This window comes from Leclercia sp. 29361 (assembly GCF_011290365.1).
In the GTDB taxonomy this organism is placed as follows: Bacteria; Pseudomonadota; Gammaproteobacteria; order Enterobacterales; family Enterobacteriaceae; genus Enterobacter; species Enterobacter tamurae.
Window position 1 is genome coordinate 2043362 of the sequence record NZ_CP049786.1, and the last position, 25530, is coordinate 2068891.

A 25530-nucleotide genomic window follows, 5' to 3' on the forward strand; every position below is an offset into this window, starting at 1 on the left:
GGTATTATGTCTCGACATACTGAAGCAAGTGACGACGTCAACACCTGGTCCGGCGGCCACATTAATTACAAAGAGGGCTTCTTCACCCAATTGCAGACCGATGAGCTGGCAAAAGGGATCAATGAAGAGGTCATCCGCGCCATTTCTGCAAAGCGTAATGAACCTGACTGGATGCTGGAGTTCCGTCTCAATGCCTTTAAAGCCTGGCTGGAGATGGAAGAGCCCCACTGGCTGAAGGCGCACTACGACAAGCTGAACTATCAGGATTACAGCTACTACTCGGCGCCGTCGTGCGGCAACTGCGACGATACCTGCGCCTCGGAACCGGGTGCGGTGCAGCAGACCGGGGCCAACGCCTATTTAAGCAAAGAGGTGGAAGAGGCCTTCGAGCAGCTCGGCGTGCCGGTGCGGGAAGGGCGTGAGGTGGCGGTAGATGCCATCTTCGACTCCGTCTCGGTGGCCACCACCTACCGGGAAAAGCTGGGCGAGCAGGGGATCATCTTCTGCTCCTTTGGCGAAGCCATCCACGACCACCCGGAACTGGTGAAGAAGTACATCGGCACCGTGGTGCCCAGCAACGATAACTTCTTTGCGGCGCTCAACGCGGCGGTGGCCTCTGACGGCACCTTTATCTATGTGCCGAAGGGTGTGCGCTGCCCGATGGAGCTCTCGACCTATTTCCGCATCAACGCCGAGAAAACCGGGCAGTTTGAACGCACCATTCTGGTGGCGGATGAGGGCAGCTACGTCAGCTATATCGAGGGCTGCTCCGCCCCGGTTCGCGACAGCTATCAGCTGCACGCGGCGGTAGTGGAAGTGATCATCCATAAAGACGCCGAGGTAAAATACTCGACGGTGCAGAACTGGTTCCCGGGGGATAACAATACCGGCGGCATTCTGAACTTCGTCACCAAGCGCGCCCTGTGCGAAGGCGAAAACAGCAAGATGTCCTGGACCCAGTCGGAAACCGGCTCGGCCATCACCTGGAAATACCCAAGCTGCATTCTGCGCGGGGATAACTCCATCGGCGAGTTCTACTCGGTGGCGCTTACCAGCGGACATCAGCAGGCCGACACCGGCACCAAGATGATCCACATCGGCAAGAACACCCGATCGACCATCATTTCGAAAGGGATCTCGGCGGGTAAAAGCCAGAACAGCTATCGCGGACTGGTCAAGATCATGCCGACGGCGACTAACGCGCGCAACTTTACCCAGTGTGATTCGATGCTGATTGGCCCGGACTGCGGGGCGCATACCTTCCCGTACGTCGAGTGCCGGAACAACAGCGCCCAGCTGGAGCACGAAGCCACCACCTCGCGGATCGGGGAAGATCAGCTCTTCTACTGCCTGCAGCGCGGCATCAGCGAAGAGGATGCCATCTCAATGATCGTCAACGGCTTCTGTAAGGATGTGTTCTCTGAACTGCCGCTGGAATTTGCCGTTGAAGCGCAGAAATTACTGGCGATTAGCCTTGAACACAGCGTCGGTTAAGGATTAAGGAAAGCACATGTTAAGCATTAAAGATTTACAGGTCAGTGTGGAAGATAAAGCGATCCTGCGCGGCCTGAGCCTGGAGGTTCGTCCGGGTGAAGTCCACGCCATTATGGGGCCGAACGGCTCAGGGAAAAGTACGCTCTCGGCGACCCTTGCCGGGCGCGAAGATTACGAAGTGGTGGGCGGCTCGGTAGACTTTAAGGGTAAAGATCTGCTGGAGATGTCACCGGAAGACCGTGCGGGGGAAGGCATTTTTATGGCCTTCCAGTACCCGGTGGAGATCCCGGGCGTCAGCAACCAGTTCTTCCTGCAGACCGCGCTGAATGCGGTGCGCAAATACCGCAGCGAAGAGGAGCTGGATCGCTTTGATTTTCAGGATCTGATGGAAGAGAAGATCCAGCTACTGAAGATGCCGGAAGACCTGCTCACCCGCTCGGTCAACGTTGGTTTCTCCGGCGGGGAGAAGAAGCGTAACGACATTCTGCAGATGGCGGTGCTGGAGCCAGAGCTGTGCATTCTCGATGAAACTGACTCTGGGCTGGATATCGACGCCCTGAAGATTGTCGCCGACGGCGTCAATGCCCTGCGTGACGGCAAGCGGTCATTCATCATCGTCACCCACTACCAGCGTATTCTCGATTACATCAAGCCGGACTACGTGCATGTGCTCTATCAGGGGCGGATTGTGAAATCCGGTGATTTCACGCTGGTGAAACAGCTGGAGGAGCAGGGCTATGGCTGGCTTAGCGAACAGCAGTAACGCGCTGCAGCAGTGGCACCGTCTGTTTGAGGCCCAGGGCGGGACGCGCTCTGAGCAGGCCCAGCAGCACCTGCAGCAGATGCTGCGCCTCGGCTTGCCGACGCGTAAGCATGAGAACTGGAAATATACTCCGCTGGACGGACTGCTTAACGGCGAGTTCGTTACCCGGCCTGCCAGCGTAACCTCCGCCGATCGGGATGCACTGGCGCTGACCCTTGACGCCACCCGGCTGGTGTTTGTGGACGGGCGCTTTAGCCCCGAACTGAGCGACAGCCCTGACGATAGCGGGTTTGAGGTCATTATTAATGATGAGCGTCAGAGCCTGACGGCACCGGTGCAGCCGGAGCTGTTTCTGCACCTCACCGAGAGCCTGGCCCAGAGCGTGACCCATATCCGCGTGAAGCGTGACCTACGACCTTCTAAGCCGTTGCTCTTACTACATGTAACTCAGGGTCTGGCAGGCGAAGAAATTAATACTGCTCATTACCGCCATCATCTTGAGCTGGCGCAGGGTGCAGAAGCAACCATCATTGAGCATTACGTTAGTCTTAATGAGATGCGGCACTTCACCGGCTCGCGTCTGACCATGAACGTGGCGGCCAACGCTCAGCTGCACCATATCAAACTGGCGTTTGAGAATGCGGCAAGCCACCACTTCGCCCATAACGATCTGCTGCTTGCCGCCGATGCGGCGGCCTACAGCCACAGCTTCCTGCTGGGTGGGGCGGTACTGCGCCATAACACCAGCACCCAGTTGAACGGCGAAAACACCACGCTGCGCATCAACAGCCTGGCGATGCCGGTGAAAACCGAAGTGTGCGACACCCGCACTTGGCTGGAGCACAACAAGGGCTACTGCAACAGCCGTCAGCTGCACAAAACCATCGTCAGCGATAAGGGCCGGGCGGTCTTTAACGGGTTGATTAACGTGGCGCAGCACGCCATCAAAACCGACGGGCAGATGACCAACAACAATCTGCTAATGGGTCGGCTGGCGGAGGTGGACACCAAACCGCAGCTGGAGATCTATGCCGATGATGTGAAGTGCAGCCACGGGGCAACGGTGGGTCGGATTGATGACGAGCAGATGTTCTATCTGCGCTCCCGCGGGATCGACAAGCAGGCGGCAGAGAAGATGATCATTTACGCCTTTGCCGCCGAGCTGACCGAAGCGCTCGGGGATGAAACCTTAAGACAGCAGGTGCTGGCGCGTATCGGTCAGCGTCTGCCCGGAGGTGTGGCATGAGTTTTCCTGTAGAGAGAGTGCGGGCGGATTTTCCGGTCCTGACCCGTGAAGTGAACGGTCTGCCGCTTGCCTATCTCGACAGCGCCGCCAGCGCGCAAAAGCCCGCGCAGGTGATCGAGGCCGAGGCAGAGTTTTACCGGCACGGTTATGCCGCGGTGCACCGGGGGATCCACACCCTCAGCGCCGAAGCCACGCAGCGGATGGAGAACGTCCGTACCCGGGCGGCGGCGTTTTTGAATGCCCGCTCCCCGGAAGAGCTGGTGTTTGTCCGCGGCACCACCGAAGGGATCAACCTGGTGGCCAACAGCTGGGGCAGTGCCGAGGTCCATGCGGGGGATAACATCATCATCACCCAGATGGAGCACCACGCTAATATCGTGCCGTGGCAGATGCTGTGTGAACGCGTCGGAGCCGAACTGCGGGTGATCCCGCTCAATCAGGACGGCACCCTACAGCTTGAACGGCTTGAGACGCTATTGGACGAGCGCACCCGGCTGGTGACCCTCACCCAAATCTCCAACGTGCTGGGTACCGAAAACCCGGTGGCGGAGATCATTGCTAAAGCGCACCAGGTCGGCGCAAAAGTGCTGGTGGACGGGGCCCAGGCGGTGATGCACCACACCGTGGACGTGCAGGCATTGGACTGCGATTTCTACGTCTTCTCCGGGCATAAGCTGTACGGCCCGACCGGGATCGGCGTGCTGTACGTTAAAGACGACATCCTGCAGAAGATGCCGCCGTGGGAAGGGGGCGGATCGATGATCGCTACCGTCAGCCTGAGCGAAGGCACCACCTACGCCCGGGCGCCCTGGCGTTTTGAAGCCGGGACGCCCAACACCGGGGGGATTATCGGCCTCGGGGCGGCGATAGAGTATGTCTCGTCCATTGGCCTGGATGCCATTGCCGAATATGAGCAGACGCTGATGCACTACGCGCTGGCAGAGTTGGCCAGCGTGCCGGATCTGACCCTGTATGGCCCGGCAGACCGTCAGGGGGTGATCGCCTTTAATCTGGGGAAACACCACGCCTATGACGTCGGCAGTTTTCTCGATAACTACGGGGTGGCGGTGCGCACCGGACACCACTGCGCCATGCCGCTGATGGCGTTCTATCAGGTACCGGCGATGTGCCGCGCATCGCTGGTGATGTACAACACAATGGAAGAGGTCGACAGACTGGTGGCAGGGCTGAAACGTATCCACCATCTGCTGGGCTGAAAGAGGGGAAAAGATGGCTGCGTTGCCAGACAGAGACAAATTGCTGCGTAACTTTACGCGTTGCGCAAACTGGGAAGAGAAATACCTCTACATTATTGAGCTGGGGCAGCGCCTGCCTGAGTTGAGCCAGGAGGCGCACAGTCCGGAAAACAGTATTCAGGGCTGTCAGAGCCAGGTGTGGATAATAATGCACCAGAATGACGCCGGAATGATTGAATTAGCCGGCGACAGTGATGCGGCAATAGTGAAAGGCCTTATTGCTGTCGTGTTTATTTTATATCAGCAGATGTCCCCTCAGGATATTGTCGCCTTTGACGTGCGCCCGTGGTTTGAAAAAATGGCGCTGGCCCAGCATTTAACGCCTTCCCGCTCTCAGGGGCTTGAGGCAATGATCCGCGCAATCCGCACCAAAGCCGCCAACATTAGCTAAACTTACCAGACAGCTATCATTCTGTTTCACGAGGCGGTTCCCGCCTCGTGGGTTTTTCAGCTTTCTGACGTTCAGTCAGTGAATAAGGAATCTCAGTATGAAGCGCGCGTCCCTGGTCTCTCTCATTTTCTTTGGTTCGCTCAGCGCGATTAATAGCGCCCTGGCGATGGATTATCCCTTGCCGCCGGCGGGCAGTCGGCTTATCGGGCAAAACCAGACGTATATCATTCAGGAAGGGGATAATAACCTGCAGGCCATTGCGCGCCGGTTTAATACCGCTGCGCACTTAATACTCGAAACCAATAATACCATCGCCCCGGTCTATCCGGCCCCGGGCACGGTAATCACCATCCCCTCGCAAATGTTGCTCCCGGACACCCCACGTGAAGGGATTGTAGTGAATCTGGCAGAACTGCGGCTTTACTACTATCCACCGGGTGAAAACAGCGTCCAGGTCTATCCGCTGGGCATTGGTCAACTGGGGCTGGATACACCGGTCACCGTCACCCGCATCAGCCAGAAAATCCCCAATCCAACCTGGACCCCCACAGCGGGCATCAGAGCACGCTCGCTGGAGCAGGGCATTAAACTGCCCCCGGTGGTGCCGGCAGGGCCCAATAACCCGTTAGGGCGCTTTGCAATGCGTCTGGGCGTGGGTAACGGCGAATACCTCATTCACGGCACCAGCGCACCGGATAGCGTCGGGCTGCGCGTCAGCTCCGGCTGTATGCGTATGAATGCCGCGGATATCAAGGCGCTATTCGCCCAGGCGTCGGTGGGTACACGGGTGCAGATCATCAATGAGCCGGTGAAGTTCTCGGTGGAGCCGGACGGTAAGCGCTATGTTGAAGTGCATCGTCCGCTGGCGACGGCGGAGGGGGAAAACCCACAAACCCTGACTATCGCGCAATCTGCCGGGTTAAGCTCGTTTATCACGCAGGACGGAAGCGATAAGCAGCTGGTGAATAAAGCCCTGGCGCGTCGGGCGGGGATCCCGGTGGTGGTCTCGGCAGGTGGTGAGTCGCAGGTACAGAGCGGTAGCTTGTCAGCGCAGAACAGTCGCTTGCCGGAAGGCGGGCATGAACAGGCGATTCAGTAAAGCGAAATACGGGGCAAAAAAAATGGCGCACAATGTGCGCCATTTTATTAACACAGGTACTATTACTTACGGTATTTAGTAGCCTGGTTGTCCAGACGCTGGTTAGCGCGTGCTGCGTCGTCTTTAGCAGCCTGAACGTCAGAACGCATTGCGTTCACGTCGTTGCTCAGCTGGTCAACTTTAGCGTTCAGAGTCTGAACGTCAGAAGACAGTTGGTCGATTTTAGCATTGCTAGAACAACCAGCCAGCATAGTAGAAGCCAGGATTACCGCGCCCAGTACCAGTTTAGTACGATTCATTATTAATACCCTCTAGATTGAGTTAATCTCCATGTAGCGTTACAAGTATTACACAAAGTTTTTTAGGTTGAGAATATTTTTTTGATGGGAATATGCCTATTTTTGATCGTTCGCTCAAAGAAACACCTGTTTTGACTATTTCGTGAAAAATATTGTGCAAAAACAGACAATTTTCATCGGATTCATCTTAGATTACGTGCCCGTTAAATAGAAAAACCCGATTTGCTTTTTTAATAAGTTTGGTTGATAGCGGAAATAAAAAAAGCGCCCCGAAGGACGCTTTTTAAACAAATTAATTCGTTCGGTATTATTACAGGACGTGAACAGATGCGGTATTAGTGGTGCCGCTTGGTACCAGCGCACCGGAAACCATCACCACAACGTCACCTTTCTGCGCCAGACCACGCTCAACCAGCTGCAGGGCCACTTCTTTACCCAGACGGTAGAAATCATCCGTAGAGGCGATCTCTTTCACCAGGTGTGGCACAACGCCTTTGCTCAGTACCAGCTGACGAGCAGTGATCTCGTTAGTGGTCAGAGCCAGGATGGTCGCGTTCGGGAAGTATTTACGCACGGCTTTCGCAGATTTACCGCCCTGGGTGGCAACCACGATCAGTGGTGCTTCCAGTTTCTCGGCAGTTTCTACCGCGCCACGGCACACCGCTTCGGTGATACGCAGTTTACGGCTGTCGTTGTTGTTATCAAGACGGCTTGGCATCACGCGGTCGGTACGCTCGCAGATGGTGGCCATGATGGAAACAGCTTCCAGCGGGTATTTACCCTTCGCGGACTCACCAGACAGCATTACTGCATCGGTACCGTCGAGGATGGCGTTCGCCACGTCGCCGGCTTCAGCGCGGGTTGGACGTGGGTTTTTGATCATCGAGTCCAGCATCTGGGTAGCGGTGATAACCACTTTACGTGCGCGAACGCACTTCTCGATCATCATCTTCTGCGCGAAGATCACTTCTTCAACCGGGATTTCAACACCCAGGTCACCACGTGCAACCATGATGCCGTCAGACGCTTCGAGGATCTCGTCGAAGTTGTTCAGGCCTTCCTGGTTTTCGATTTTGGAGATGATCTGGATGTGCTCGCCGCCGTGCGCTTTCAGGTGCTCACGGATTTCAACCACGTCAGAACGTTTACGGATGAAGGAGGCAGCAACGAAGTCAACGCCTTGCTCGCAACCGAAGATCAGGTCCTGTTTGTCTTTCTCTGCCAGCGCTGGCAGGGCAATGGAAACGCCTGGCAGGTTAACGCCTTTGTTTTCACCCAGGTCGCCGTTGTTCAGCACTTTACAAACAACATTTTTGCCTTCGATAGCGGTGACTTCCATACCGATCAGGCCGTCGTCCACCAGTACGGTGTTGCCAACGGAGAGGTCGCTGGTGAAGCCTTCATAGGTTACAGCAACGATGTCGCTGTTGCCGACAACGGACTTGTCAGTGGTGAAGGTGAAGGTCTGTCCCGCTTTCAGCGAAACGTCATTACCGCCTTCCAGTTTAATGGTACGAATTTCTGGACCTTTGGTATCCAGCAGGATTGCTGCTTTTTTACCGGTCTTGCTCATCACGTTGCGCAGGTTCTGGATGCGCTGACCGTGTTCAGCATAGTCACCGTGAGAGAAGTTCAGACGCATAACGTTCATGCCGGCTTCCAGCATTTTGGTCAGCATCTCTTCAGATTCGGTTTTCGGGCCGATGGTGCAAACAATTTTCGTCTTTTTCATGACAGTCTTAGTCTTTAAGTTGAGAAGGATATGGAAATCTCGCTCCGGGGGCGCAGGGCCTCAGAGTCAAACCTGTGTTGCGAAATTTTTTGTGACACGCACTAAGGATAGGAGACATCAAATGAGCGTGCAGAAGAATGTGTGCCTGTGGTTCAGCCCAGGGAGAGAGGGAAAGTTGATTGCGTTGTTTTTTGTAGTCCAAGCGCTGAAACCATTCATCAGGGATTAGGCGCGCATTATACGCTGAAAGATGCGCAAAAGGGAAAGAAAAACAGCGTTTCAAAAATTTTATATAGCGTTTCACAATAGATTGTTATCAATGCGTTAAGGTTCCCCCTCAGGATGTTGCGCCAGTAGAAATCCTTACGTCAAACGCCGCAAAGTGTTTGGGCGAGTCCACATATTCATTCCGTAACTATTGATTGCTGAAAATACGCTTTACGGTTATTACCAGTGCGCACGGGGTATATCGCTGTAAGTTATAAGATATTCCTTTTCAGTCGTTTAAAAGCTAATAACGGCTGTTTACTATCGTTTGGACATCCATACTGCTAAACCGCCACAGGCGAACGGATTACTCTAAGAATGATAGTACTCAGGAATATTTCGAAGATTTTTGACAACGGAAAAGTGGCGTTGACCGCCGTTGACAACGTAAACCTGGCGATAGAGCAGGGACAAATTTATGGAATTATTGGCTACAGCGGCGCAGGTAAAAGTACCTTAATTCGTCTGCTGAATGGTCTGGAAAAACCGACCACCGGCAGCGTGACCATTAACGGCCAAGATATCTCCGCGGCGAAAGGCGAGGCCCTGCGCCAGGCGCGGCTGAAAATCAGTATGGTGTTTCAGCACTTCAACCTGCTGTGGTCCCGCACGGTAAACGAGAACATCGCCTTCTCGATGCAGATCGCCGGGGTGCCAAAAGCCAAAATTAAAGCCCGCGTGGCGGAACTGGTGGAGCTGGTGGGGCTGAAGGGCCGCGAACAGGCCTACCCGGCCCAGCTCAGCGGTGGGCAGAAGCAGCGCGTCGGCATTGCCCGGGCGCTGGCGAATAACCCGGATGTGCTGCTCTGCGACGAGGCCACCTCGGCGCTGGACCCCCAGACCACCGATCAGATCCTCGATCTGCTCCTCGACATTAACCGTCGCTTCAAGCTGACCATCGTTCTTATCACCCATGAAATGCATGTGGTGCGCAAAATCTGTGACCGCGTGGCGGTGATGGAAAACGGCAAAGTGGTGGAAGAGGGGGAAGTGCTGCAGGTCTTTACCCATCCGCAGCAGCCGATTACGCAACAGTTTGTCCGTCAGGTGAGCCAGTACGCCGAAGAAGAGACCTTCAACACCGAGTTGGCGAACGAGCTGGAAGGCACCGTCATCAAGCTGACCTTCACCGGACACAGCACCCACAAGCCAATTGTCGGGGAGCTGACCCTGCGCTACGGCCTGCCGTTTAACATCCTGCACGGCAAAATGACGCAAACCGCTCACGGCGTGTTCGGCCAGCTTTGGCTACACGTGGTGGCAACAGAAGAACAACTGAACAATATCCTCGCCGATTTGCAGCACAGTGATATTGAAGGCGAGGTAATTAAACATGGCTGAGAATCTCTTCCCACACCTGAAATGGGACCAGCTCTGGGCGGCAACGCTTGAAACGCTGTACATGACGGCCCTCTCCGGCGTTGCGACCTTTGTCCTCGGGCTGGTTCTCGGCCTGGCGCTGTTTTTAACCGCCCGGGGTGGCATGTTCCACAACCGTACGGTCTACAGCGTGATTTCGATTGTGGTGAACGTGTTCCGCTCGATCCCGTTCATCATCCTGATTGTACTGCTGATCCCCTTCACCAAAACCGTGGTGGGAACCATCCTCGGGGCGAACGCCGCGCTGCCCGCGCTGATTGTTGGCGCCGCGCCGTTCTACGCCCGTCTGGTGGAGATTGCCCTGCGTGAAGTGGACAAAGGGGTGATCGAGGCGACGCGCTCAATGGGTGCCCGACTGAGCACCTTAATTTTTCGGGTTTTACTGCCGGAATCATCACCCGCTCTGGTCTCAGGGATCACGGTGACGCTGATTGCGCTGGTCAGTTACAGCGCAATGGCGGGGGTGATTGGTGCCGGTGGTCTGGGAAATCTGGCTTATCTGGAAGGATTCCAGCGCAACCATGGTGACGTCACGCTGGTGGCAACGGTGACCATTTTGATCATCGTTTTCATTATCCAGTTCTGCGGCGACATCATTACTTCACTGTTAGATAAACGCTAATAATACATACACAGGAACCATCATCATGAAAAAGACACTGACGTTGATCGCCGCAGCAACCCTCAGCGCCCTGAGCTTCGCCTCCTGGGCTGACACCCTGACCGTGGGCGCGTCCAACACCCCACACGCGGAAATTCTGGAGCAGGCGAAGCCGATTCTGGCGAAGCAGGGTATCGACCTGGAGATCAAACCCTTCCAGGATTACATCCTGCCGAACACCGCTCTGGCCGGCCGTGACATCGACGCCAACTACTTCCAGCACATTCCTTACCTGAACAGCGTGCTGAAAGATCACGCCGGGGATAAAGAGTACGATTTCGTCAGCGCCGGGGCGATCCATATCGAGCCGATCGGTATCTACTCCAAAAAATACAAGTCGCTGAAAGATCTGCCGGAAGGCGGCAAGATCATCATGCGTGATGCCGTCTCTGAAGAGGGTCGTATCCTCTCTATCTTCGAGAAAGAGGGCGTGATCAAGCTGAAGCCGGGCATCGACAAAGTGACCGCGCGCATCAGCGATATCGTTGAGAACCCGAAAAAACTGCAGTTCACCCCGAACGTTGAAGCCTCTCTGCTGCCGCAGATGTATAACAATGACGAAGGCGCGGCGGTGGTCATCAACGCCAACTACGCCATCGACGCCGGTCTGGATCCGGTTCACGACCCGATCGCGGTAGAGAGCGGTGAAAACAACCCGTACGCCAACATCATCACCGTGCACCGTGGCGATGAGAAGAAGAAGGATATCGTGGCGCTGGTGGACGTGCTGCACTCTAAAGAAATTCAGGACTGGATCCGCACCAAATACAAAGGCGCCGTGATCCCGGTTAACAACTAATCCCCTGATTCTGCTTTTAAAAAGCCCGGTGAGTCTCTCGCCGGGCTTCTTTTTTGTATAAGGCTTATGAATGCTTTAAGCTGACGTTTTCAGGCAATGGAGTGAAGATCATGGGCAATGTAACCAAAGACGAAGCGCTGTATCAGGAGATGTGTCGCGTGGTAGGCAAAGTCGTTCTGGAGATGCGCGATCTCGGGCAGGAGCCAAAGCATATTGTCATCGCCGGGGTCCTGCGCACCTCGCTGGCGAACCAGCGGGTAAAGCGCAGTGAATTGACGACCCAGGCGATGGAAACCGTGGTCAAAGCGCTGGCCGGTTAAACTGCCAGCGTTTTGCCAGCTGTTCAATCCCGCAGCACAGCAGGTAATAGACCACCCCCGTAAAGACAAAAATCGCCGCCGGGTAGATTTGCACCCGGTTGTTCACCTGGCCTGCGACGGTGGTCAGCTCCGGCACGTTGACGATAAAGGCCAGCGAGGTATCTTTCAGCAGGCTGATAAAAATCCCCACCAGCGACGGCAATATGTTGCGCAACGTCTGCGGCAGCAGCACCCATCCCAGGGTTTGCAGCGCGCCAAATCCCTGCGCCTGCGCCGCTTCAGTTTGCCCGTCGGGCAACGCCCGCAGTCCGGCCAGCACCGAGTGCATCACCGCCGCCGCGGTAAACCACGCCAGCGCCAGGGTGACGGTCAGCGCCCCCGGCAGGTCGCCCCCGGTAATGAGCGGCAGCAGATACCACAGCCAGAAAATGACAAATATAAGCGGGATCCCGCGGATAATCTCGGCCCACAGGAATAGCGCCTTGCGGATCGCGCCTGGAAATCGCCACGCCAGACCCGCCAGCCCAATCCCGGCGGGTAATGCCAGCGCCGCCGCGCCGAAGGCCATCAGCAGCGTCAGCAGCACGCCGCCGGGCTGACCGGCTGCGGCCCGCCCCCACAGCAGATAATCCAGGTTATCGGTAATCACGGTCAGTCCGGCCAACATTTCTCTTCACTCCGGGCGGTAAGGGCGACTTTTTTACGCCGTTCAGTTGTGGGACCCAGTTTCGTCAGCAGTACGCCCATCGCCACGCCGGTGAGCAGATACAGCACCGTGCCGACGCTGAACGCTTCCAGCGCGTGGGCGTTATAGCTCTCTATCTGCCGCACCTGATAGGTCAGTTCCGCAAAGCCAATTCCGCTTGCCAGCGACGAGAGCTTCATCAGGTTGAGATACTGACCCACCACCGGTTGCCAGGCGTTGGCCAGCCCCTGCGGCAGGAGGATGTAGCGCAGCAGCGGCCAGGCGGAAAAGCCCTGTGCCAGAGCGGCTTCCCGCTGTCCGGCAGAGACGGCGCGCAATCCAGCGGCGATCTCTTCGGTCAGAAAGGCCGAGGTAAAGACCCCCAGCCCCCAGGCGGAGCAGAGAAATTCGGGTGTAAACCACCAGACCTGGCCCGGCAGCAGCGCCCAGGAATGCTCATCCATCACGAAGGTGCGAAAATCCTGAGGCAGTCCGTTCCAGGCGGCGAAATACCAGAACAGGAGCTGCACCAGCAGAGGGGTGTTGCGAAACAGCGAGACCCACAGGGCCACGATATTTGCGCCGATGCGACCGCCGGCGAGACGCAACCCCAGGCAGGCGAGGGTGATGAGGCTGGCGACTACCATTCCCGCCAGGGTCACCCACAGGGTGGTGAGAAAACCGGAGAGGATCCACTGCAAGGGCTGGCCGGTCAGCACCCCTTGCCAGTCGAGGGCCGGCATCACACCGCTCCCGGATGCAGCGGGTTGAGCACCTTCTGCAGAAAACGCTGGGTGCGCGGATGGGACGGATGCTGAAAGAACTGCTCTGGCGGGGCCACTTCCAGAATGTGCCCGCCATCGATGAACACCACCCGGTCGGCAATCTCCCGGGCAAACTGCATCTCATGGGTAACGACAATCATGGTGATCCCGCTGTGGGCGAGGGCTTTCATCACCAGCAGCACTTCGCCAATCATCTCGGGGTCGAGAGCCGAGGTGGGCTCATCAAACAGGATGATCTGCGGGGAGGAGGCCAGCGCCCGGGCGATTGCCACCCGCTGCTGCTGCCCGCCGGACAGCGCCTCGGGGTAGTGGTCGGCTTTGTCCGCCAGGCCCACCTGCGCCAGTAGCGCTTCGGCGCGGGTGTCGGCCTCGGCGGGCCGCCAGCCGTGCACGTGCTTCAGCGCCAGGGCGATGTTTTGCCGCGCCGTCAGATGGCTGTAGAGATTGAACTGCTGAAAGACAAACCCGACCCGGCTGCGCAACTGCCGCAACGCCTGGCGGGAGAGCTGACGCGTCGATTTGCCGTCGATCAGGATGTCGCCGGAGGTCAGGGTTTCCAGCTGATTGATAAGGCGGATCAGCGTCGATTTACCGGAGCCCGACGGCCCGAGAATAGCCACCACTTCTCCGGGCGTGACGCTGAGGTTGATGCCCTTCAGCACCGGACGATCGCCGTAGCGTTTTGCCACCTCTGAAAAGGTGACGCTGGCCTGCGCCAGATGTGAAAAATCCGCGGCAGGTGCCGCGGAGCGTGAGAATAAACCTGACATCTTACTGGGCTTCTATTTTAAAGGCGCGAGGCTGCGGGGAGGGGGTCTGCGGTCCAAACCAGACATCGTAGATCTTCGCCGCCTCGCCGTTGCTCTCCAGCTTCACAAGCTCGTCGTTCACCACTTTCAGCAGCGCGGTTTCGCCCTTCTTCACCCCGACGCCGATCTCCTCCTTACTCAGCAGGTCAGGAAGAATTTTAAAGTTCGCTTTGTCCGGCGCCTGGGCCAGCAGCCCCGCCAGAATGGTGCTGTCCTGGGTGATGGCCTGCACGTTGCCGTTGCGCAACGCCGTCAGCGCCAGCGGGATATCGTCATAGGAGAGCACACGGGACTGCGGAAAACGCTGATGCAGCGCCTGCTCCCCGGTGGTGCCCTTTACCGCCCCGATCCGCGCCTTGCTATAGGCATCCAGTTTATCCGCTCCTTTGGCCGGAACCAGGAACTGCTGCCCGGTCACGAAATAGGGGGTGGAAAAATCGATCACCTGCGCGCGCTCCGGGGTGATGGTGATATCCGCCACGATCAGATCCGCCTTGCCCGACTGCAGCAGCGGAATGCGGTTAGCCGGGTTAGTGGCGACCAGCTCCAGCTTGACCCCGAGCGTTTTGGCTAATGCTTTAGCGAAATCCACGTCATAGCCGACGATCTCGTGGCTTTTGGCATCCACCGAGCCAAACGGCGGGTTGGCATCAAAGGTGGCGACTTTCACCACCCCCGCCGCCTTGATATCGGCCAGTTGATCTGCCTGCGCCTGACCAGAAACAATCCCGCCTGCGGCCAACAAACTAAGTGCCAGCGCCAGTTTTGTCTGTATTGCCATAAGTTCCTCTGAGTCTGTTTTTTGTTTTGTCCTGTTACGCTCCCATAACCGACCCCGACCGCCAAATGCCAATATCGTCTTTACTATTGCCGGAATCGGCATTTCCACCGCGGGCAGATTGCTGGTTTACTGCATCCAGGCTGAACAGATGAGGAACAGGCAATGGGCAAACTGATGAGTACGTTACGGCGGTTTTTTGCCGCAAAACCGGAAGAGAACAGCGCGCAGCGTATTATTGAATCCATTTTGCCGGTTGCCAGCCTGTATGGCGTGGACATCGCCAATATCGATCCGGAGTGGTTCCATGAGCAAACGCAACGCTGAACACCGCCATGTGCGGGAAACTTACTGGAACGAGGTGTGCGTTCTTCCGCGCACGCCCCGCCACCAGTATTGGTATCGCTATATCGCCACAGCGGGTAACTTCGCGCTGGCACCGCCGAAAGAGTATGCCTACCCCAAAATCAAAAACCCAAAACTTCGAGGTGTCGCGTGTAAGCACGTTATCCACGCGCTCACCAGGTTGCAGTCGTCCAGCTGGCAGCTTAGTATCGCCCGCGCCTTACAGAGGCTGCGGCGCAAATAGCTTTTAGGGATGATAAGTGCCGTACCACACGCATTTCGGCAAATCAGAAGAAAAGGAGTTTAGCCGTAACCGTAACGCTAAAACGAACGTTGTAGCGGCAAAGCGTGAATGGGATATCTATCAAAGACGTCAAGCCGCCTTGAGCTCAAAGCTTGCCAGGGACTCTGGCAAAATAGAGCAGCTCAGAACGCAGTTAACCAAAGCCAGAAAACTCTCTGATAACCAGAAGAAGCGTGCCGCCGACAAAGAGGCAGCGTTAAAGAAAGAGAAAGAAAATAACAAGATGCAGAAGCAGCAGTCGTTTATTGACGCTCTGGTGATGACTGGAACACCACCGGTGCAGGCAGAAAAGATGTTTATGGAATATGTTAAAAGGTGGCGTATGATACGCCACTTATGCTTACTCATTAGCAGCGGTAGTTATTTCACCTTCTGGTGTTTTCAATTCCCCCTTTGTTTCATAATAATCAACAAATGCTTTAATGCCAAAAAACAACTGTCTTCTATGTTCCTGAGGCTGGGTGTTTTTCTTTGACATGGTTGCGTTTTGCATTTCTAATAAATTGATTCTATTTAAAAGATTATCTGCCTTGTTTGTTTTTGTAACAAGCTTGATTCGCAGGTCTTGAAATTCATCTTCAACCTCAAGATCAGCTTTTCTGTCTGCTCGCCTAATTTTAGCAAACCTTTTGGCTGTAACCTTTGAAATCCAATATGTTACAAAAGGAGTTAAAGCTGATGCAAGGGTGCCAAATAGGATTGGCAAGCCGAAATGGGCAAACCAAGCCGGAAGCATATAGTCGAACCACATTTGACTTGTAAAGATAATAGACAATGTATAAAAAATATCTTCATTTGATTTGAATAGAATTAATATCTCCTGCCAGTTTATCAATAGGAAAGAAACTAAAATATAAAAATATATTTTATTGAAAATCTTATCTTTTATTGCCTCTGACAGAGACTGGTTTGGACTAAGAGCCTTTTCATTCCCTGGCTTTATTTCTTCGTCTGACATGGAAGTTTCCTTACATATGAAATCTAACCATAACTAAATCACCTGATGGTGATTTAGTTATATCTTTCGGTTATAGGAACCACTCAGGTTTTACACCGAAACGCGCGGAAAGTGCTTTTATGTGGGTGATAGTTAACGAGCGCTGCCCTGACAGGATTTGGCTAACCAATGATTTAGATCCAATCTCATCCTTAAGGTCTGAGTAAGACAGCTTGTGCTGGTCAATCAAGGTTCGCAGCAGTGCAACGCCGACCGGCATTTCGGCGATAGCTTTGTTGAATTCAGCGAAACGAGGGCTGTTATCTTCATAGTCGGCAATCTTGCTCGCCAGGAAGTCAATAAGTGGGTTCTCGTCGTCGTTCTCGATCAGGTAGTCCACCAGCTCCATCGCTTCGCGATAATCGCTTTCGGACGAACTGCCCCCCAGGAAGGGGACAGCAGCTACGAGTTGTTTGGTTGCTTCAATGGCTTTTGCAGTGTCGGTAATCATTCTTTGTTCTCCCTGTAATAGCGGGTCAACTTGTCGTAATCAGCGTGGGTTGCGATGTGCTTCACATAGAAGCGCTTATTCACGAAATTGATATAGGCGATAACCCTCAAGTTGTTGCCCCCTACATCCAAAACCCACCACTTATTCCGGTACTTAAAATTATCCAGGCTCGGTATCAGAGTTCGCATCTCAGCTGGAGAAGAGAAGTCCGTCTCGCGCACTACGCGGTACAGCGCCCGAATGGCTAACGAATCGTTGGGATATTGCTTTGCCGCTTCCTCAAAAGGTTCTTTTGAAATTACGTGCATCTTGCGGTCGTTCCATCCGTTTACATTATGTGAACATGATACAACTGCCCTTTGCTGTTTACAATATGTGAACGCTAATTTTGCATTTCACAACCTCGCCAAAATCCCTACTTAACCTGAACAGAGTGGACCTTGAGGGCATACGGGCTGTTTTGATGCGTGGCTAACCGACGAGTTAGGCCATAAGCGAGAGGAACCAGCAAATGACAGCACCCAGGCAGAAGCGACAACGCCGACAGAAGAAAATACAGGAGGTGACTCAGAGGCAAAGCCTGAACACTCCATCTCGTTCAGCAACCTGGAAGCGTCAACATCCTCCGTGAGGCTGATCCTGATGATAGTGGTGATCTCGCTGGTGGTTATGGCGAAACAGCTGATAATGAGCCTGATGTAGCATCTCTTCCCGCTTCTCTGGCAGCTCGTGAGCAAAATACCCAACTCAAGCTGGACGCTAACATCCAAAAATCTCCGCAAGTTTTGTCCCCGGCTTAGCTTCCTGCTAAGGTCTCTGGCGTCCTTTACCAGCGCCAGTTAACTAAATGAACAGCCGAAAATTTTTAAAACGTGGGCTTCTGATCTGGCTGATTGCCTGTCTACTGAGCAGCGTGCTGCTGTATGCCGAACAGATCCGCCGTCAGTACTGGGATCTGGACCGGGCGTTTGCCACCGCCTTTGCTGAAACCGGAGCGGTCCTCACCCAGAATGAGTCGGTGCTGCCCCTGTTGAATGGCGATGAAAATCTGGCCGCGCTGCGTAAAAAATTCCCGCAAATACGCGACCTGCAAAAGACCCAGGGGCGCGCCCTCGACGCCGCGCGGGTTGAACCCGTGGGCGACACGCAATACTGGCTCTATAACCCCTGGCGTCAGATCCGGGTGCTGATCGATACCCGGTCGGTGATCGGTGCCTGGCCGCACTTTACCCGCCTCAGTCTGGATCTGCGCGGCGACGCATCGCCTCCCTCCGAAGAGGCCTTCTGGCACTGGCAGCGGCAGTTCCCCCAGCACACTCAACCCTTTATCCTGCGGGCCGAGGCCCGACCGGCGTGGCTGAACGTTGCCCCGATGCCGTTTGTGTTGCTCTGGCTGGGATGGGCCGGGGTGATTGCGGCGGGTGGGGTGATCCTCTGGCAGCGTAAGCAGCGCCAGAACGCCGACCAGCGCGCCCGCTACTATCAGCATGCCCGGCTCAATACCCTGGGGGAGATCACCGCCGGGATCGTGCATGAGATTAACCAGCCCCTGACGGCGGTGCAGACCTGGATCCAGGGGGCCCAGCGCCAGCTGCATCAGGGCAATCCCGAGGCGGTGTCTCAGGCCCTCGGCTCGGCGCTGGTACAGACCCAGCGGATAGCCGAGCTGCTGACCCGCTTTCGCGAACATGTCACCGAGGAGAGAGTGGACCTGGACGAGGTGGATCTGGCCAGCTGCTGGCAGCAGGTCGGCAACTTGCTGGAGCACGAGCGCACCGCCCGACATATTCGTCTCACCCATGATTTCGCCCCCGATGCCCGCACGCTCTGCGCCGATCGGCTGTGGCTGGAGCAGGTACTGCACAACCTCCTCAGCAACGCCATCCAGGCGCAGCGGGAGCGGGCGGCGGGCTGGGTGCATATCCACAGCCAGCGCAGCGGCGAATTTATCCAAATAGAGATCACTGACGGCGGGCCGGGCTTTACCCCGGAGGCCTTACTCAACGCTTTTATGCCCTTTTACAGCGGGCGGCAGGGCGGCATCGGCCTGGGCATGACCTTAACCGAGTCATTAGTCACCAGAATGAATGGCACCCTGACCCTGGATAATGCCCCGCAGGGCGGGGCCAGGGTCCGGTTGCAGTTTGCTTATCACGGGAGTCAGGAAAATGGATAATGTCATCTGGTTAATTGACGATGATGCCTCGGTCAGGGAGTCGCTGGTTTTTCTGCTCTCCGGGATGCACTGGCGCGTTGAACCTTACGAGAGTATTGCAGCTTTTACCGCCGCCCACGGCGACGAAAAGGCCCTGACCGGCTGCCTGCTGCTGGACATGCGTATGCCGGGCAAAGGCGGGCTGGCCTGGCTGGAGGAGAGGGCCTGGCCCTGGCCGCTGCTGCCGGTGATCCTGATGACCGGCCACGGCACTATCGATGCCTGTCGGCGGGCGTTTCATAACGGGGTGTTTGAGTTTTTCACCAAGCCGCTGGATGCTGACAAGCTGATCGAATCCATTACCGCCGCGCTGGCGGAGAGCCAGCAGCGGGTGGGGCGCTGGCAGGAGGCCAGACGGGTCAGAGCGCTGTTTGAGCAGCTCACCGCCCGGGAACTCGAGGTGCTGCTGGCCCTGATGGAAGGGAGCAGTAATAAAGAGGTCGCCGCCCGGCTGAACCTCTCGCCCCGAACGGTGGAGGCGCACCGCGCCGCGGTGTTCGTCAAGCTGGGGGTCTCCAGCCTGGTACAGGCCATTCGGGAATACGACAAATTGCAATCCGTAGAACTACCAGGGTAACTGCGTAATCGACCGAATAACATTTCAGTACGCATCTCGGTACGCTGCATCTGTTTCCACTTACCCGAGGATGTGCGATGAAAAAGTTAATGATGGCAGCAGTGTGTGTAGCCGGGATGGTCAGCGTATCGGCGCACGCCCAGTCCGTGACGCAAAAAAGTCTCTCCCTGACTCAGGCGAACGCTTTAGCCAGCGCGGCCATTCAGGCCTGTACGAACAAAAATTATCAGGTCAGCGTCACGGTGGTGGATCGTGCCGGGGTGGTTAAAGCGGTTCAGCGCACCGACAACGCCGGTCCGCACACCCTGAAAGCCAGCGAGATGAAAGCCTTTACCGCGCTCAGTACCAAAAATGCCTCGGGCAAAGTGATGGAGTCCGCACAAAGCAATGCGGGGGCACAGAACCTGCGTGATATCCCGGGCCTGCTGCTGCTGGCGGGTGGTTTACCGGTTAAGGAAGGGGATGAAGTGATTGGTGCCATCGGGATCGGCGGCGCGCCGGGTGGGCATCTGGATGAAGCCTGCGCCCAGCAAGCAATTGACAGTATGACTACGTCGTAATAATTAATTGCTACGGGTGTTGTAGGCCGGGTAAGGCGGCAGCCGCCACCCGGCTTTTTACATCAGATCTTGCAGGCGTCACCGCAGTCATCGTCCGCTACAATCGCCTGGGCTTTTTTATCCGCATCTTCAAGGCGTTCTGCGTTACGTTCTTCCGCTTCATCCAGCCCGTCAAACACCAGATTGTTGAGATCAATTTCCATCATTTACCTGCTTTGTTCGGTTTTTGTTCCAGGTCGTATTATAGAGCAAAACCATAGCCTGAGGCACCCCAGCGCACATAAGGATAATCCTTGCCATACTCATCACTTATCCGACAAAGGAGGAGTCATGATCGCCATCTGTAAAACCTGCGGCACGTCTTATGACCTCGAACCGCAACAGTGCGCCATTTGCGAGGATGAACGCCAGTACGTGCCCGCGACGGGGCAGGAATGGGTCGATTTCGCCACCCTGACCACCACCCACACCAATAAGTGGCAACAGCTTGAGGCCAACCTTCTGAGCATCAAAACCGTCCCGGCGTTTGCCATCAGCCAGCGGGCGATCCTGCTACGTACCCCGCAGGGCAATGTGCTCTGGGACTGCATCGCCAACCTCGATCCCGCCACCCATGCCCTGGTCTCGGCGCTGGGCGGGATTGACGCTATCGCCATCTCCCATCCCCACTACTACACCACCATGCAGGAGTGGGCCGCGGCCTTTAATGCCCCGGTCTATCTGCATGCCAGCGATCGGCAGTGGGTGATGCGGGACAGTCCCGCCCTGCGCTTCTGGGAGGGGGATTCCCTTGAGATCGCCCCTGGCGTTACGCTCCTGCGGCTGGGCGGTCACTTTGCGGGTGGGACGGTGCTGCACTGGAATGTCGAGGGGGGCGTATTGCTGGCGGGGGATATCCTGCAGGTGACCCCCGGAAAAGACGCGGTCTCCTTTATGTGGAGCTACCCGAATATGCTTCCGCTGCCGGCAGGTGAGGTGAGCGCGATCGGCGCGCGTCTGGAGAATGTGCGCTTTGAACGGCTCTACGGCGCCTTTGAAGGGCAGAACATTTCCGCCAAAGCGCGGGAGATTGTCAGGCGGTCGGTCCAGAAATATATTGCTTGTCTGAACTCGGGGACGGTGGGTAAACTCAAAAAACCGTGATCTCGATCATGCCTGTACAATCACAATAAAATGAGACATTGCTATGCAACATATCATTGAAGGTTTTCTCAGCTTTCAAAAAGAAGTTTTTCCGCAACGTAAAGACCTCTTCCGCAGTCTGGCCTCCAGCCAGAATCCCAAAGCGCTTTTCATCTCCTGTTCCGACAGCCGTCTGGTGCCGGAGTTAGTGACCCAGCAGGATCCGGGACAGCTCTTTGTCATTCGTAATGCTGGCAACATCGTGCCGCCGTTCGGGCCTGAGCCAGGCGGCGTCTCCGCAACCATCGAATACGCGGTGGTGGCACTGGGCGTTACCGACATCGTGATCTGCGGCCACTCTAACTGCGGCGCGATGAAGGCCATTGCCGACAACGCCAACCTCGATCCGATGCCAGCGGTATCCCACTGGCTGCGTTACTCCGATGCCGCGAAAGCGGTGGTGGAGAATAAAACCTGGGATAGCCCGACTGACAAAGTGAATGCCATGGTGCAGGAAAACGTCTTCGCCCAGCTGAGCAACATCAAAACTCACCCTTCGGTGGCGGTCGGCCTGCGTAACAACGCTATCCGCCTGCACGGCTGGGTTTACGATATTGAAAGCGGGGCAATTCTCGCCCTGGATAAAGATTCGAAAACCTTCATTTCTCTGTCAGACAATCCTGGCGTTTACTTCGAGTAATTGTCAGCGTGCAGGGCGGGATCTCCCGCCCTGCAACCGCTTAAGGCATCACTTCCAGTCTCAGACCCGCCCGCTTCGCCGTCTCCGGCAGCAGATCCACCGCCGTCACGTAGCCATCCGGATCGAGGCAGCGATTGGCCGCTCTGGCCTGCTCCAGGATCGCCTCATCCCAGTAGACGCGTTTACGCTGATCGCCCTGGGTGGTGAGAATGCACTCCATGTCGCCGTCCAGGGCGCGATAACGCCGCCAGCTGTTCTCCGGGACCGAAATCACCGAGCGTTCCGGGGCGATAATGCTCACCTCTTCCCCCTCCAGGTTCCAGGTCACCTCCAGGGTGCCCTTAAAGACCATGATCACCTGCACGTCCGGGCACAGGTGGCGGCCGACCACATGATCGGATTTCAGGCGCAGCCACTCCACCGAGAAGCCGTGCGGATTGACGATGGCGGGCCCGGCGTGTTTATCCTGGCTGATACCGAAGCCAATCACCGGGGCAATCTCCCCCCCGTGGCCCGGCAGCACCGAATCAAGCAGGCCTGCCGCAGACCAGCGGCGATCCTCACCGGTGACCGCCCGCTGGCGCATCTCGTCGACAGAGTAGTGGCGCAGGGCGGCTATCTCTTCCGGAGGCAGCGGGGCCAGCAGCCCTCCCGGTTCCGGCAGGGTATCCCCCGCGTTGACGTCGATCAGCATGTTCTCTTTGCTCAGATAGAGGCCGTACTCGCTGGCCGCATTCAGAATTGACGGATGCCAGATGATCCCCCCGGTATGGTTGCCGCCCAGCACCGTGTAGACCATGCCGGACGTCTCTTCTTTGCTGACGTTGGTAAAGCCGCGGAAGATCCAGGTCGGAATGGAGAGAATGGCCGGGGCGCTGAACTCGGCTTCGTTTTCGCCGTTGGCTCCCCAGCGGAATCGCCAGGTCCCCTCATGGATCAAAAACACTTCGGCGGTGAAGTGCAGATGCAGGTTATTGGTCACCCCTTTCGGCATCGCCGCGGCGCCGATGTTAAATCCATGCGGTTCCGGGATATTCACCACCTGAGCCGAGGACTGGGTCACGCCCGGGCCAATAAAGGAGTAGTTCTGCTTCAGGTGCGAGCCGGGAAGTTTGCAATCAATAAACGCCAGATTGCAGGAGACCATATCTTCGGGGGCAACCAGACGGCTTCTGGCCTGTTCCGGGGTAATGTGACGTGCTTTCATTATTCTCTCCTGTTAATAGCCTGATGCGCCGGTGGTGGGGATCGCGTTGCCGCGCGCCTGGGCGACAGCTTCGCGTGAGGCGCGGCCAAGTTGCATGACATCGTTGGCGGGGGTGACAAACTGGAAGCCTTCGCCGATACGGCGGGCAGCGGCCTCGCCGGAGGTACAAAAGATCCCGGCGATTTTTTGCTGCTGACGACAGCGGCTGACCACCAGCTCAATGGCCGCCAGCATTTCCGGGTGACGGGATTCGGCGCTGGCGCTGCCGGTCAGGGTGAGGGAGAGATCGTTAGGGCCGATAAACACTCCGTCCAGCCCCTCGGTGGCCAGAATGGCATCAAGGTTCGCCAGCCCTTCGCGGGTTTCGATCATCGCCAGGGTCAGAATTTCATCATTGGCGTGCTGAGGGTAATCGGCCCCGCCGTACAGCAAGCCGCGCGCCGGACCGAAGGAGCGATTGCCCAGCGGCGGATAGCGGCAGGCGGCGACAAAGCGTCGTGCCTCTTCCGGGGTGGAGATCATCGGGCAGATAATGCCGTAGGCACCGGCATCCAGCATGCGCATGATCTGCGCCGGATCGTTATCGGCCACCCGCACCAACGGTACCGCCGGGGTGGCGGAGAGCGCCTGTAACATGGTGAGCGCGCTGGCGAAGTCGATCATCCCGTGCTGGAGATCGACGGTCACCGCGTCATAGCCCTGATGGCCGAGGATCTCGGCGCTGTAGCTGGAGGGGATCGCCAGCCAGCCGTTAATAATGGCGCTGCTTTCTGGCATCACCCTGAGTCTGTTTTTACGCACTGGAACACTCCTGAATCCACTGGCCTAGCGGGGGCGCGACCTCATCGGGTACTTCGAGAAGGGTGAAGTGCCCGGCCGCGGCGAGGGTGACGCATCTCGCCTGCGGGGCGCTCTGTGCAGCCAGCTGGTGGTGGTGGGGCGTGCAGATCGGGTCGTGCACGCCGTTGATAATAATGATCGGGCAGGCAAGGGCGGCCAGCGCCCGGCGATTGTCCCGGCGGGTAATGGCGATCTCGGTCTGCGTCACTAAGCTATCGAGGCCACTCTCCTCTGCCATCCGGCAGATCAGATCCTGTAAGGCCTGGTCGTCGGTGCGTGACGGCGCGACATACTTCGGCCATAAAGCGCCAGAAAGCCACGTCGTCAGCCCCTGCTCCTGCGCGTCGCGCACCGCCTCGCGCCGCAGGGCGCCATTTTCCGGCCTATCGGCAAGCGGGTTGACCGACAGCAGCGCCAGCCCGGCAATGCGTCCGGGAGCATCGGCGACCATCTGCAGCGCCACAATCGCCCCCAGCGAAAACCCGGCCAGCAGAAAGCGCGGTGGTAGCTGTTCAAGCAGCCGCCGCGAGGCCTGCTCCGCCGAGGTTTCCGCCGTCAGCCGGGGGCAGATCACGGCCGACAGATTGAGCCGGGCCAGAACGGGCTGCCAGAGCCGGGCGTTACAGAGCGTGCCGCCGAGCAGCACCAGCGGCAGGGCGTGATTATCCACAGTCTCACTCCTCACGTTGCGGTCCAGCCGCCGTCGACCATCAGCGCGCTGCCGGTGATCATTCCTGCGGCATCGGAGGCCAGGAACACCACCGGCCCCATGACGTCTTCCACCTTGCCCAGCCGGGGCAGCTTGATGTTGTCCAGCACGTAGCGGCGAAACTCGGGGTCGGCCAGCGACGGTGCCGAGAGCGCGGTCTCGATAAAGGTCGGACACAGGGTGTTGACCCGGATCCCGTCCTCGCCCAGCTCCAGCGCCATGGCTTTGGTGAGCCCCTCCAGGGCGAATTTGGAGGCGCAGTAGACGCTGCGCCGCGGACCGCCGACGTGCCCCATCTGCGAGGAGAGGTGAACGATCGACCCGGCGATCTGCTGGTCGCGCATCCGCGCCGCCACCCGCTGGCTGATAAAGAAGGTGGCCCGCAGGTTAATCGCCATCACCGCATCGAAATTCTCCTCGCTGACGGCCAGAAATGGTTCGTGGCGCGCCAGCCCGGCGCTGTTCACCAGAATGTCGAACGCGGGCAGCCCGGCGAGCGCCGACTCAACCTGCGCCACGTCGGTGATATCCAGCGCCACCGGGTGCAGCCCCAGCCCATGTTCCGCGGCGAGGGTGGCGGCACCGTCCAGCCCCTGGCGATCCCGGGCGGCGATCCACACCTGTGCCCCGGCGTGGGCCAGGGCGACGGCGCAGGCGAACCCCAGCCCTCTGGAGCCGCCCGTCACCAGGGCGCGCTTACCGTGCAGGCCAAAGGAGGGCATCTCAGGAAAGGTCATGG

Annotated in this window: 31 protein-coding genes; 17 read left to right on the forward strand and 14 right to left on the reverse strand. The window is 57.0% G+C overall.

What is annotated here, in order from left to right; translation table 11 throughout:
- Positions 1-6 precede the first annotated feature (6 nt).
- From sufB to G7090_RS09745, 6 genes are all read left to right on the forward strand, one after another.
- Positions 7-1494 carry a Fe-S cluster assembly protein SufB gene (gene sufB / locus G7090_RS09720; protein WP_106993655.1) on the forward strand — a complete coding sequence of 496 codons (1488 nt, stop codon included), beginning with the start codon at positions 7-9 and terminating at the stop codon, positions 1492-1494.
- A gap of 16 nt (positions 1495-1510) precedes the next feature.
- Positions 1511-2257 carry a Fe-S cluster assembly ATPase SufC gene (gene sufC / locus G7090_RS09725; RefSeq protein ID WP_106993656.1) on the forward strand — a complete coding sequence of 249 codons (747 nt, stop codon included), beginning with the start codon at positions 1511-1513 and terminating at the stop codon, positions 2255-2257.
- On the forward strand, positions 2232-3503 hold the full coding sequence (gene sufD / locus G7090_RS09730) for a Fe-S cluster assembly protein SufD (RefSeq protein WP_166182250.1): 1272 nt from the start codon (positions 2232-2234) through the stop codon (positions 3501-3503). The genes sufC and sufD overlap by 26 nt, the downstream gene beginning before the upstream one ends.
- Complete coding sequence (gene sufS, locus G7090_RS09735) at positions 3500-4720, forward strand: cysteine desulfurase SufS (protein WP_166182251.1); 1221 nt, start codon at positions 3500-3502, stop codon at positions 4718-4720. The genes sufD and sufS overlap by 4 nt, the downstream gene beginning before the upstream one ends.
- A gap of 13 nt (positions 4721-4733) precedes the next feature.
- A complete protein-coding gene (sufE, locus tag G7090_RS09740) occupies positions 4734-5150 on the forward strand; it encodes a cysteine desulfuration protein SufE (protein ID WP_166182252.1) in 417 nt (138 codons plus the stop codon).
- A gap of 97 nt (positions 5151-5247) precedes the next feature.
- The gene (locus G7090_RS09745; RefSeq protein ID WP_166182253.1) at positions 5248-6249 is read left to right on the forward strand and encodes a L,D-transpeptidase family protein; all 1002 of its coding nucleotides are present in this window, start codon (positions 5248-5250) and stop codon (positions 6247-6249) included.
- A 62-nt stretch (positions 6250-6311) separates the two neighbouring features.
- Here the strand turns inward: G7090_RS09745 and G7090_RS09750 are convergent, their stop codons facing one another.
- Together G7090_RS09750 and pykF are read right to left on the reverse strand one after the other, a co-directional pair.
- Positions 6312-6548 carry a major outer membrane lipoprotein gene (locus G7090_RS09750; RefSeq protein ID WP_012017161.1) on the reverse strand — a complete coding sequence of 79 codons (237 nt, stop codon included), beginning with the start codon at positions 6546-6548 and terminating at the stop codon, positions 6312-6314.
- Between the two features lie 310 nt (positions 6549-6858).
- On the reverse strand, positions 6859-8280 hold the full coding sequence (pykF, locus tag G7090_RS09755; protein ID WP_106993661.1) for a pyruvate kinase PykF: 1422 nt from the start codon (positions 8278-8280) through the stop codon (positions 6859-6861).
- Positions 8281-8865: 585 nt separating this feature from the next.
- Here pykF and G7090_RS09760 point away from each other — a divergent pair.
- The 4 genes from G7090_RS09760 to fumD all read left to right on the forward strand — a co-directional run bounded on the left by G7090_RS09760 (position 8866) and on the right by fumD (position 11707).
- Positions 8866-9888, forward strand: a complete 1023-nt coding sequence (locus G7090_RS09760; RefSeq protein ID WP_166182254.1) for a methionine ABC transporter ATP-binding protein — start codon at positions 8866-8868, stop codon at positions 9886-9888.
- Entirely contained in the window at positions 9881-10549 is a 669-nt protein-coding gene (locus G7090_RS09765; protein ID WP_032617773.1) for a methionine ABC transporter permease, read from the forward strand. Before G7090_RS09760 ends, G7090_RS09765 begins: the two co-directional genes overlap by 8 nt.
- A 25-nt stretch (positions 10550-10574) precedes the next feature.
- Positions 10575-11387: a MetQ/NlpA family ABC transporter substrate-binding protein gene (locus G7090_RS09770; protein WP_039029111.1), complete on the forward strand. Its 813-nt coding sequence runs from the start codon at positions 10575-10577 to the stop codon at positions 11385-11387.
- 110 nt (positions 11388-11497) lie between these two features.
- The gene (gene fumD / locus G7090_RS09775; protein WP_032617775.1) at positions 11498-11707 is read left to right on the forward strand and encodes a fumarate hydratase FumD; all 210 of its coding nucleotides are present in this window, start codon (positions 11498-11500) and stop codon (positions 11705-11707) included.
- Here fumD and G7090_RS09780 read toward each other — a convergent pair.
- The 4 genes from G7090_RS09780 to G7090_RS09795 are packed head-to-tail and all read right to left on the reverse strand — an operon-like array spanning position 11688 to position 14767.
- Positions 11688-12374: an amino acid ABC transporter permease gene (locus G7090_RS09780; protein WP_166182255.1), complete on the reverse strand. Its 687-nt coding sequence runs from the start codon at positions 12372-12374 to the stop codon at positions 11688-11690. The genes fumD and G7090_RS09780 overlap by 20 nt on opposite strands.
- Positions 12359-13135, reverse strand: coding sequence for an amino acid ABC transporter permease (locus tag G7090_RS09785; RefSeq protein ID WP_166182256.1), 777 nt, complete (start codon positions 13133-13135; stop codon positions 12359-12361). Before G7090_RS09785 ends, G7090_RS09780 begins: the two co-directional genes overlap by 16 nt.
- Positions 13135-13947, reverse strand: coding sequence for an amino acid ABC transporter ATP-binding protein (locus G7090_RS09790; protein ID WP_166182257.1), 813 nt, complete (start codon positions 13945-13947; stop codon positions 13135-13137). Before G7090_RS09790 ends, G7090_RS09785 begins: the two co-directional genes overlap by 1 nt.
- A gap of 1 nt (position 13948) precedes the next feature.
- A complete protein-coding gene (locus tag G7090_RS09795) occupies positions 13949-14767 on the reverse strand; it encodes an ABC transporter substrate-binding protein (protein WP_166182258.1) in 819 nt (272 codons plus the stop codon).
- A 162-nt stretch (positions 14768-14929) separates the two neighbouring features.
- On the opposite strand from G7090_RS09795, the gene G7090_RS09800 reads away from it, so the two are divergent.
- Both G7090_RS09800 and G7090_RS23745 read left to right on the forward strand, forming a co-directional pair.
- Positions 14930-15091 carry a hypothetical protein gene (locus tag G7090_RS09800; protein ID WP_166182259.1) on the forward strand — a complete coding sequence of 54 codons (162 nt, stop codon included), beginning with the start codon at positions 14930-14932 and terminating at the stop codon, positions 15089-15091.
- The gene (locus G7090_RS23745) at positions 15072-15353 is read left to right on the forward strand and encodes a hypothetical protein (protein ID WP_242685366.1); all 282 of its coding nucleotides are present in this window, start codon (positions 15072-15074) and stop codon (positions 15351-15353) included. The genes G7090_RS09800 and G7090_RS23745 overlap by 20 nt, the downstream gene beginning before the upstream one ends.
- Before the next feature lie 400 nt (positions 15354-15753).
- Here the strand turns inward: G7090_RS23745 and G7090_RS09810 are convergent, their stop codons facing one another.
- The 3 genes from G7090_RS09810 to G7090_RS09820 all read right to left on the reverse strand — a co-directional run bounded on the left by G7090_RS09810 (position 15754) and on the right by G7090_RS09820 (position 17169).
- Positions 15754-16371 carry a hypothetical protein gene (locus G7090_RS09810; RefSeq protein ID WP_166182260.1) on the reverse strand — a complete coding sequence of 206 codons (618 nt, stop codon included), beginning with the start codon at positions 16369-16371 and terminating at the stop codon, positions 15754-15756.
- A gap of 70 nt (positions 16372-16441) precedes the next feature.
- Positions 16442-16861: a type II toxin-antitoxin system HigA family antitoxin gene (locus tag G7090_RS09815; protein ID WP_079899847.1), complete on the reverse strand. Its 420-nt coding sequence runs from the start codon at positions 16859-16861 to the stop codon at positions 16442-16444.
- Positions 16858-17169: a type II toxin-antitoxin system HigB family toxin gene (locus G7090_RS09820; RefSeq protein WP_166182261.1), complete on the reverse strand. Its 312-nt coding sequence runs from the start codon at positions 17167-17169 to the stop codon at positions 16858-16860. Before G7090_RS09820 ends, G7090_RS09815 begins: the two co-directional genes overlap by 4 nt.
- Before the next feature lie 539 nt (positions 17170-17708).
- Between G7090_RS09820 and G7090_RS09825 the strand changes: the two genes are divergently transcribed.
- The 3 genes from G7090_RS09825 (at position 17709) to G7090_RS09835 (ending at position 20213) form a co-directional block, all read left to right on the forward strand.
- Entirely contained in the window at positions 17709-19037 is a 1329-nt protein-coding gene (locus G7090_RS09825) for a sensor histidine kinase (protein WP_166182262.1), read from the forward strand.
- A complete protein-coding gene (locus G7090_RS09830) occupies positions 19030-19653 on the forward strand; it encodes a response regulator transcription factor (protein WP_166182263.1) in 624 nt (207 codons plus the stop codon). Before G7090_RS09825 ends, G7090_RS09830 begins: the two co-directional genes overlap by 8 nt.
- A gap of 77 nt (positions 19654-19730) precedes the next feature.
- Entirely contained in the window at positions 19731-20213 is a 483-nt protein-coding gene (locus G7090_RS09835; protein ID WP_166182264.1) for a heme-binding protein, read from the forward strand.
- 62 nt (positions 20214-20275) lie between these two features.
- On the opposite strand, the gene G7090_RS09840 is transcribed toward G7090_RS09835, so the two are convergent.
- On the reverse strand, positions 20276-20416 hold the full coding sequence (locus G7090_RS09840; RefSeq protein ID WP_032617828.1) for a hypothetical protein: 141 nt from the start codon (positions 20414-20416) through the stop codon (positions 20276-20278).
- A 127-nt stretch (positions 20417-20543) separates the two neighbouring features.
- Between G7090_RS09840 and G7090_RS09845 the strand changes: the two genes are divergently transcribed.
- Together G7090_RS09845 and G7090_RS09850 are read left to right on the forward strand one after the other, a co-directional pair.
- Positions 20544-21356, forward strand: coding sequence for an MBL fold metallo-hydrolase (locus tag G7090_RS09845; RefSeq protein WP_166182265.1), 813 nt, complete (start codon positions 20544-20546; stop codon positions 21354-21356).
- Positions 21357-21399: 43 nt separating this feature from the next.
- On the forward strand, positions 21400-22035 hold the full coding sequence (locus tag G7090_RS09850; RefSeq protein WP_166182266.1) for a carbonic anhydrase: 636 nt from the start codon (positions 21400-21402) through the stop codon (positions 22033-22035).
- A gap of 40 nt (positions 22036-22075) precedes the next feature.
- Here the strand turns inward: G7090_RS09850 and G7090_RS09855 are convergent, their stop codons facing one another.
- Genes G7090_RS09855 through G7090_RS09870 form a run of 4 tightly spaced genes read right to left on the reverse strand, consistent with a single transcriptional unit; the run spans position 22076 to position 25528 of the window.
- On the reverse strand, positions 22076-23242 hold the full coding sequence (locus G7090_RS09855; RefSeq protein WP_166182267.1) for a cupin: 1167 nt from the start codon (positions 23240-23242) through the stop codon (positions 22076-22078).
- A 12-nt stretch (positions 23243-23254) separates the two neighbouring features.
- A complete protein-coding gene (locus G7090_RS09860; protein WP_166182268.1) occupies positions 23255-24043 on the reverse strand; it encodes an HpcH/HpaI aldolase/citrate lyase family protein in 789 nt (262 codons plus the stop codon).
- Positions 24036-24767 (reverse strand): alpha/beta fold hydrolase, encoded by a 732-nt coding sequence (locus G7090_RS09865; RefSeq protein ID WP_166182269.1) that lies wholly within the window; start codon positions 24765-24767, stop codon positions 24036-24038. Before G7090_RS09865 ends, G7090_RS09860 begins: the two co-directional genes overlap by 8 nt.
- Positions 24764-25528, reverse strand: a complete 765-nt coding sequence (locus tag G7090_RS09870) for an SDR family NAD(P)-dependent oxidoreductase (protein ID WP_166182270.1) — start codon at positions 25526-25528, stop codon at positions 24764-24766. Before G7090_RS09870 ends, G7090_RS09865 begins: the two co-directional genes overlap by 4 nt.
- Positions 25529-25530 lie beyond the last annotated feature (2 nt).

Bases quoted from the DNA above. Each gene is read 5' to 3' on its own strand.
- sufB (WP_106993655.1), top strand. From the start codon at position 7: ATGTCTCGACATACTGAAGCAAGTGACGACGTCAACACCTGGTCCGGC.
- sufC (WP_106993656.1), top strand. From the start codon at position 1,511: ATGTTAAGCATTAAAGATTTACAGGTCAGTGTGGAAGATAAAGCGATC.
- sufD (WP_166182250.1), top strand. From the start codon at position 2,232: ATGGCTGGCTTAGCGAACAGCAGTAACGCGCTGCAGCAGTGGCACCGT.
- sufS (WP_166182251.1), top strand. From the start codon at position 3,500: ATGAGTTTTCCTGTAGAGAGAGTGCGGGCGGATTTTCCGGTCCTGACC.
- sufE (WP_166182252.1), top strand. From the start codon at position 4,734: ATGGCTGCGTTGCCAGACAGAGACAAATTGCTGCGTAACTTTACGCGT.
- G7090_RS09745 (WP_166182253.1), top strand. From the start codon at position 5,248: ATGAAGCGCGCGTCCCTGGTCTCTCTCATTTTCTTTGGTTCGCTCAGC.
- G7090_RS09750 (WP_012017161.1), bottom strand. From the start codon at position 6,548: ATGAATCGTACTAAACTGGTACTGGGCGCGGTAATCCTGGCTTCTACT.
- pykF (WP_106993661.1), bottom strand. From the start codon at position 8,280: ATGAAAAAGACGAAAATTGTTTGCACCATCGGCCCGAAAACCGAATCT.
- G7090_RS09760 (WP_166182254.1), top strand. From the start codon at position 8,866: ATGATAGTACTCAGGAATATTTCGAAGATTTTTGACAACGGAAAAGTG.
- G7090_RS09765 (WP_032617773.1), top strand. From the start codon at position 9,881: ATGGCTGAGAATCTCTTCCCACACCTGAAATGGGACCAGCTCTGGGCG.
- G7090_RS09770 (WP_039029111.1), top strand. From the start codon at position 10,575: ATGAAAAAGACACTGACGTTGATCGCCGCAGCAACCCTCAGCGCCCTG.
- fumD (WP_032617775.1), top strand. From the start codon at position 11,498: ATGGGCAATGTAACCAAAGACGAAGCGCTGTATCAGGAGATGTGTCGC.
- G7090_RS09780 (WP_166182255.1), bottom strand. From the start codon at position 12,374: ATGTTGGCCGGACTGACCGTGATTACCGATAACCTGGATTATCTGCTG.
- G7090_RS09785 (WP_166182256.1), bottom strand. From the start codon at position 13,135: ATGCCGGCCCTCGACTGGCAAGGGGTGCTGACCGGCCAGCCCTTGCAG.
- G7090_RS09790 (WP_166182257.1), bottom strand. From the start codon at position 13,947: ATGTCAGGTTTATTCTCACGCTCCGCGGCACCTGCCGCGGATTTTTCA.
- G7090_RS09795 (WP_166182258.1), bottom strand. From the start codon at position 14,767: ATGGCAATACAGACAAAACTGGCGCTGGCACTTAGTTTGTTGGCCGCA.
- G7090_RS09800 (WP_166182259.1), top strand. From the start codon at position 14,930: ATGGGCAAACTGATGAGTACGTTACGGCGGTTTTTTGCCGCAAAACCG.
- G7090_RS23745 (WP_242685366.1), top strand. From the start codon at position 15,072: ATGAGCAAACGCAACGCTGAACACCGCCATGTGCGGGAAACTTACTGG.
- G7090_RS09810 (WP_166182260.1), bottom strand. From the start codon at position 16,371: ATGTCAGACGAAGAAATAAAGCCAGGGAATGAAAAGGCTCTTAGTCCA.
- G7090_RS09815 (WP_079899847.1), bottom strand. From the start codon at position 16,861: ATGATTACCGACACTGCAAAAGCCATTGAAGCAACCAAACAACTCGTA.
- G7090_RS09820 (WP_166182261.1), bottom strand. From the start codon at position 17,169: ATGCACGTAATTTCAAAAGAACCTTTTGAGGAAGCGGCAAAGCAATAT.
- G7090_RS09825 (WP_166182262.1), top strand. From the start codon at position 17,709: ATGAACAGCCGAAAATTTTTAAAACGTGGGCTTCTGATCTGGCTGATT.
- G7090_RS09830 (WP_166182263.1), top strand. From the start codon at position 19,030: ATGGATAATGTCATCTGGTTAATTGACGATGATGCCTCGGTCAGGGAG.
- G7090_RS09835 (WP_166182264.1), top strand. From the start codon at position 19,731: ATGAAAAAGTTAATGATGGCAGCAGTGTGTGTAGCCGGGATGGTCAGC.
- G7090_RS09840 (WP_032617828.1), bottom strand. From the start codon at position 20,416: ATGGAAATTGATCTCAACAATCTGGTGTTTGACGGGCTGGATGAAGCG.
- G7090_RS09845 (WP_166182265.1), top strand. From the start codon at position 20,544: ATGATCGCCATCTGTAAAACCTGCGGCACGTCTTATGACCTCGAACCG.
- G7090_RS09850 (WP_166182266.1), top strand. From the start codon at position 21,400: ATGCAACATATCATTGAAGGTTTTCTCAGCTTTCAAAAAGAAGTTTTT.
- G7090_RS09855 (WP_166182267.1), bottom strand. From the start codon at position 23,242: ATGAAAGCACGTCACATTACCCCGGAACAGGCCAGAAGCCGTCTGGTT.
- G7090_RS09870 (WP_166182270.1), bottom strand. From the start codon at position 25,528: ATGACCTTTCCTGAGATGCCCTCCTTTGGCCTGCACGGTAAGCGCGCC.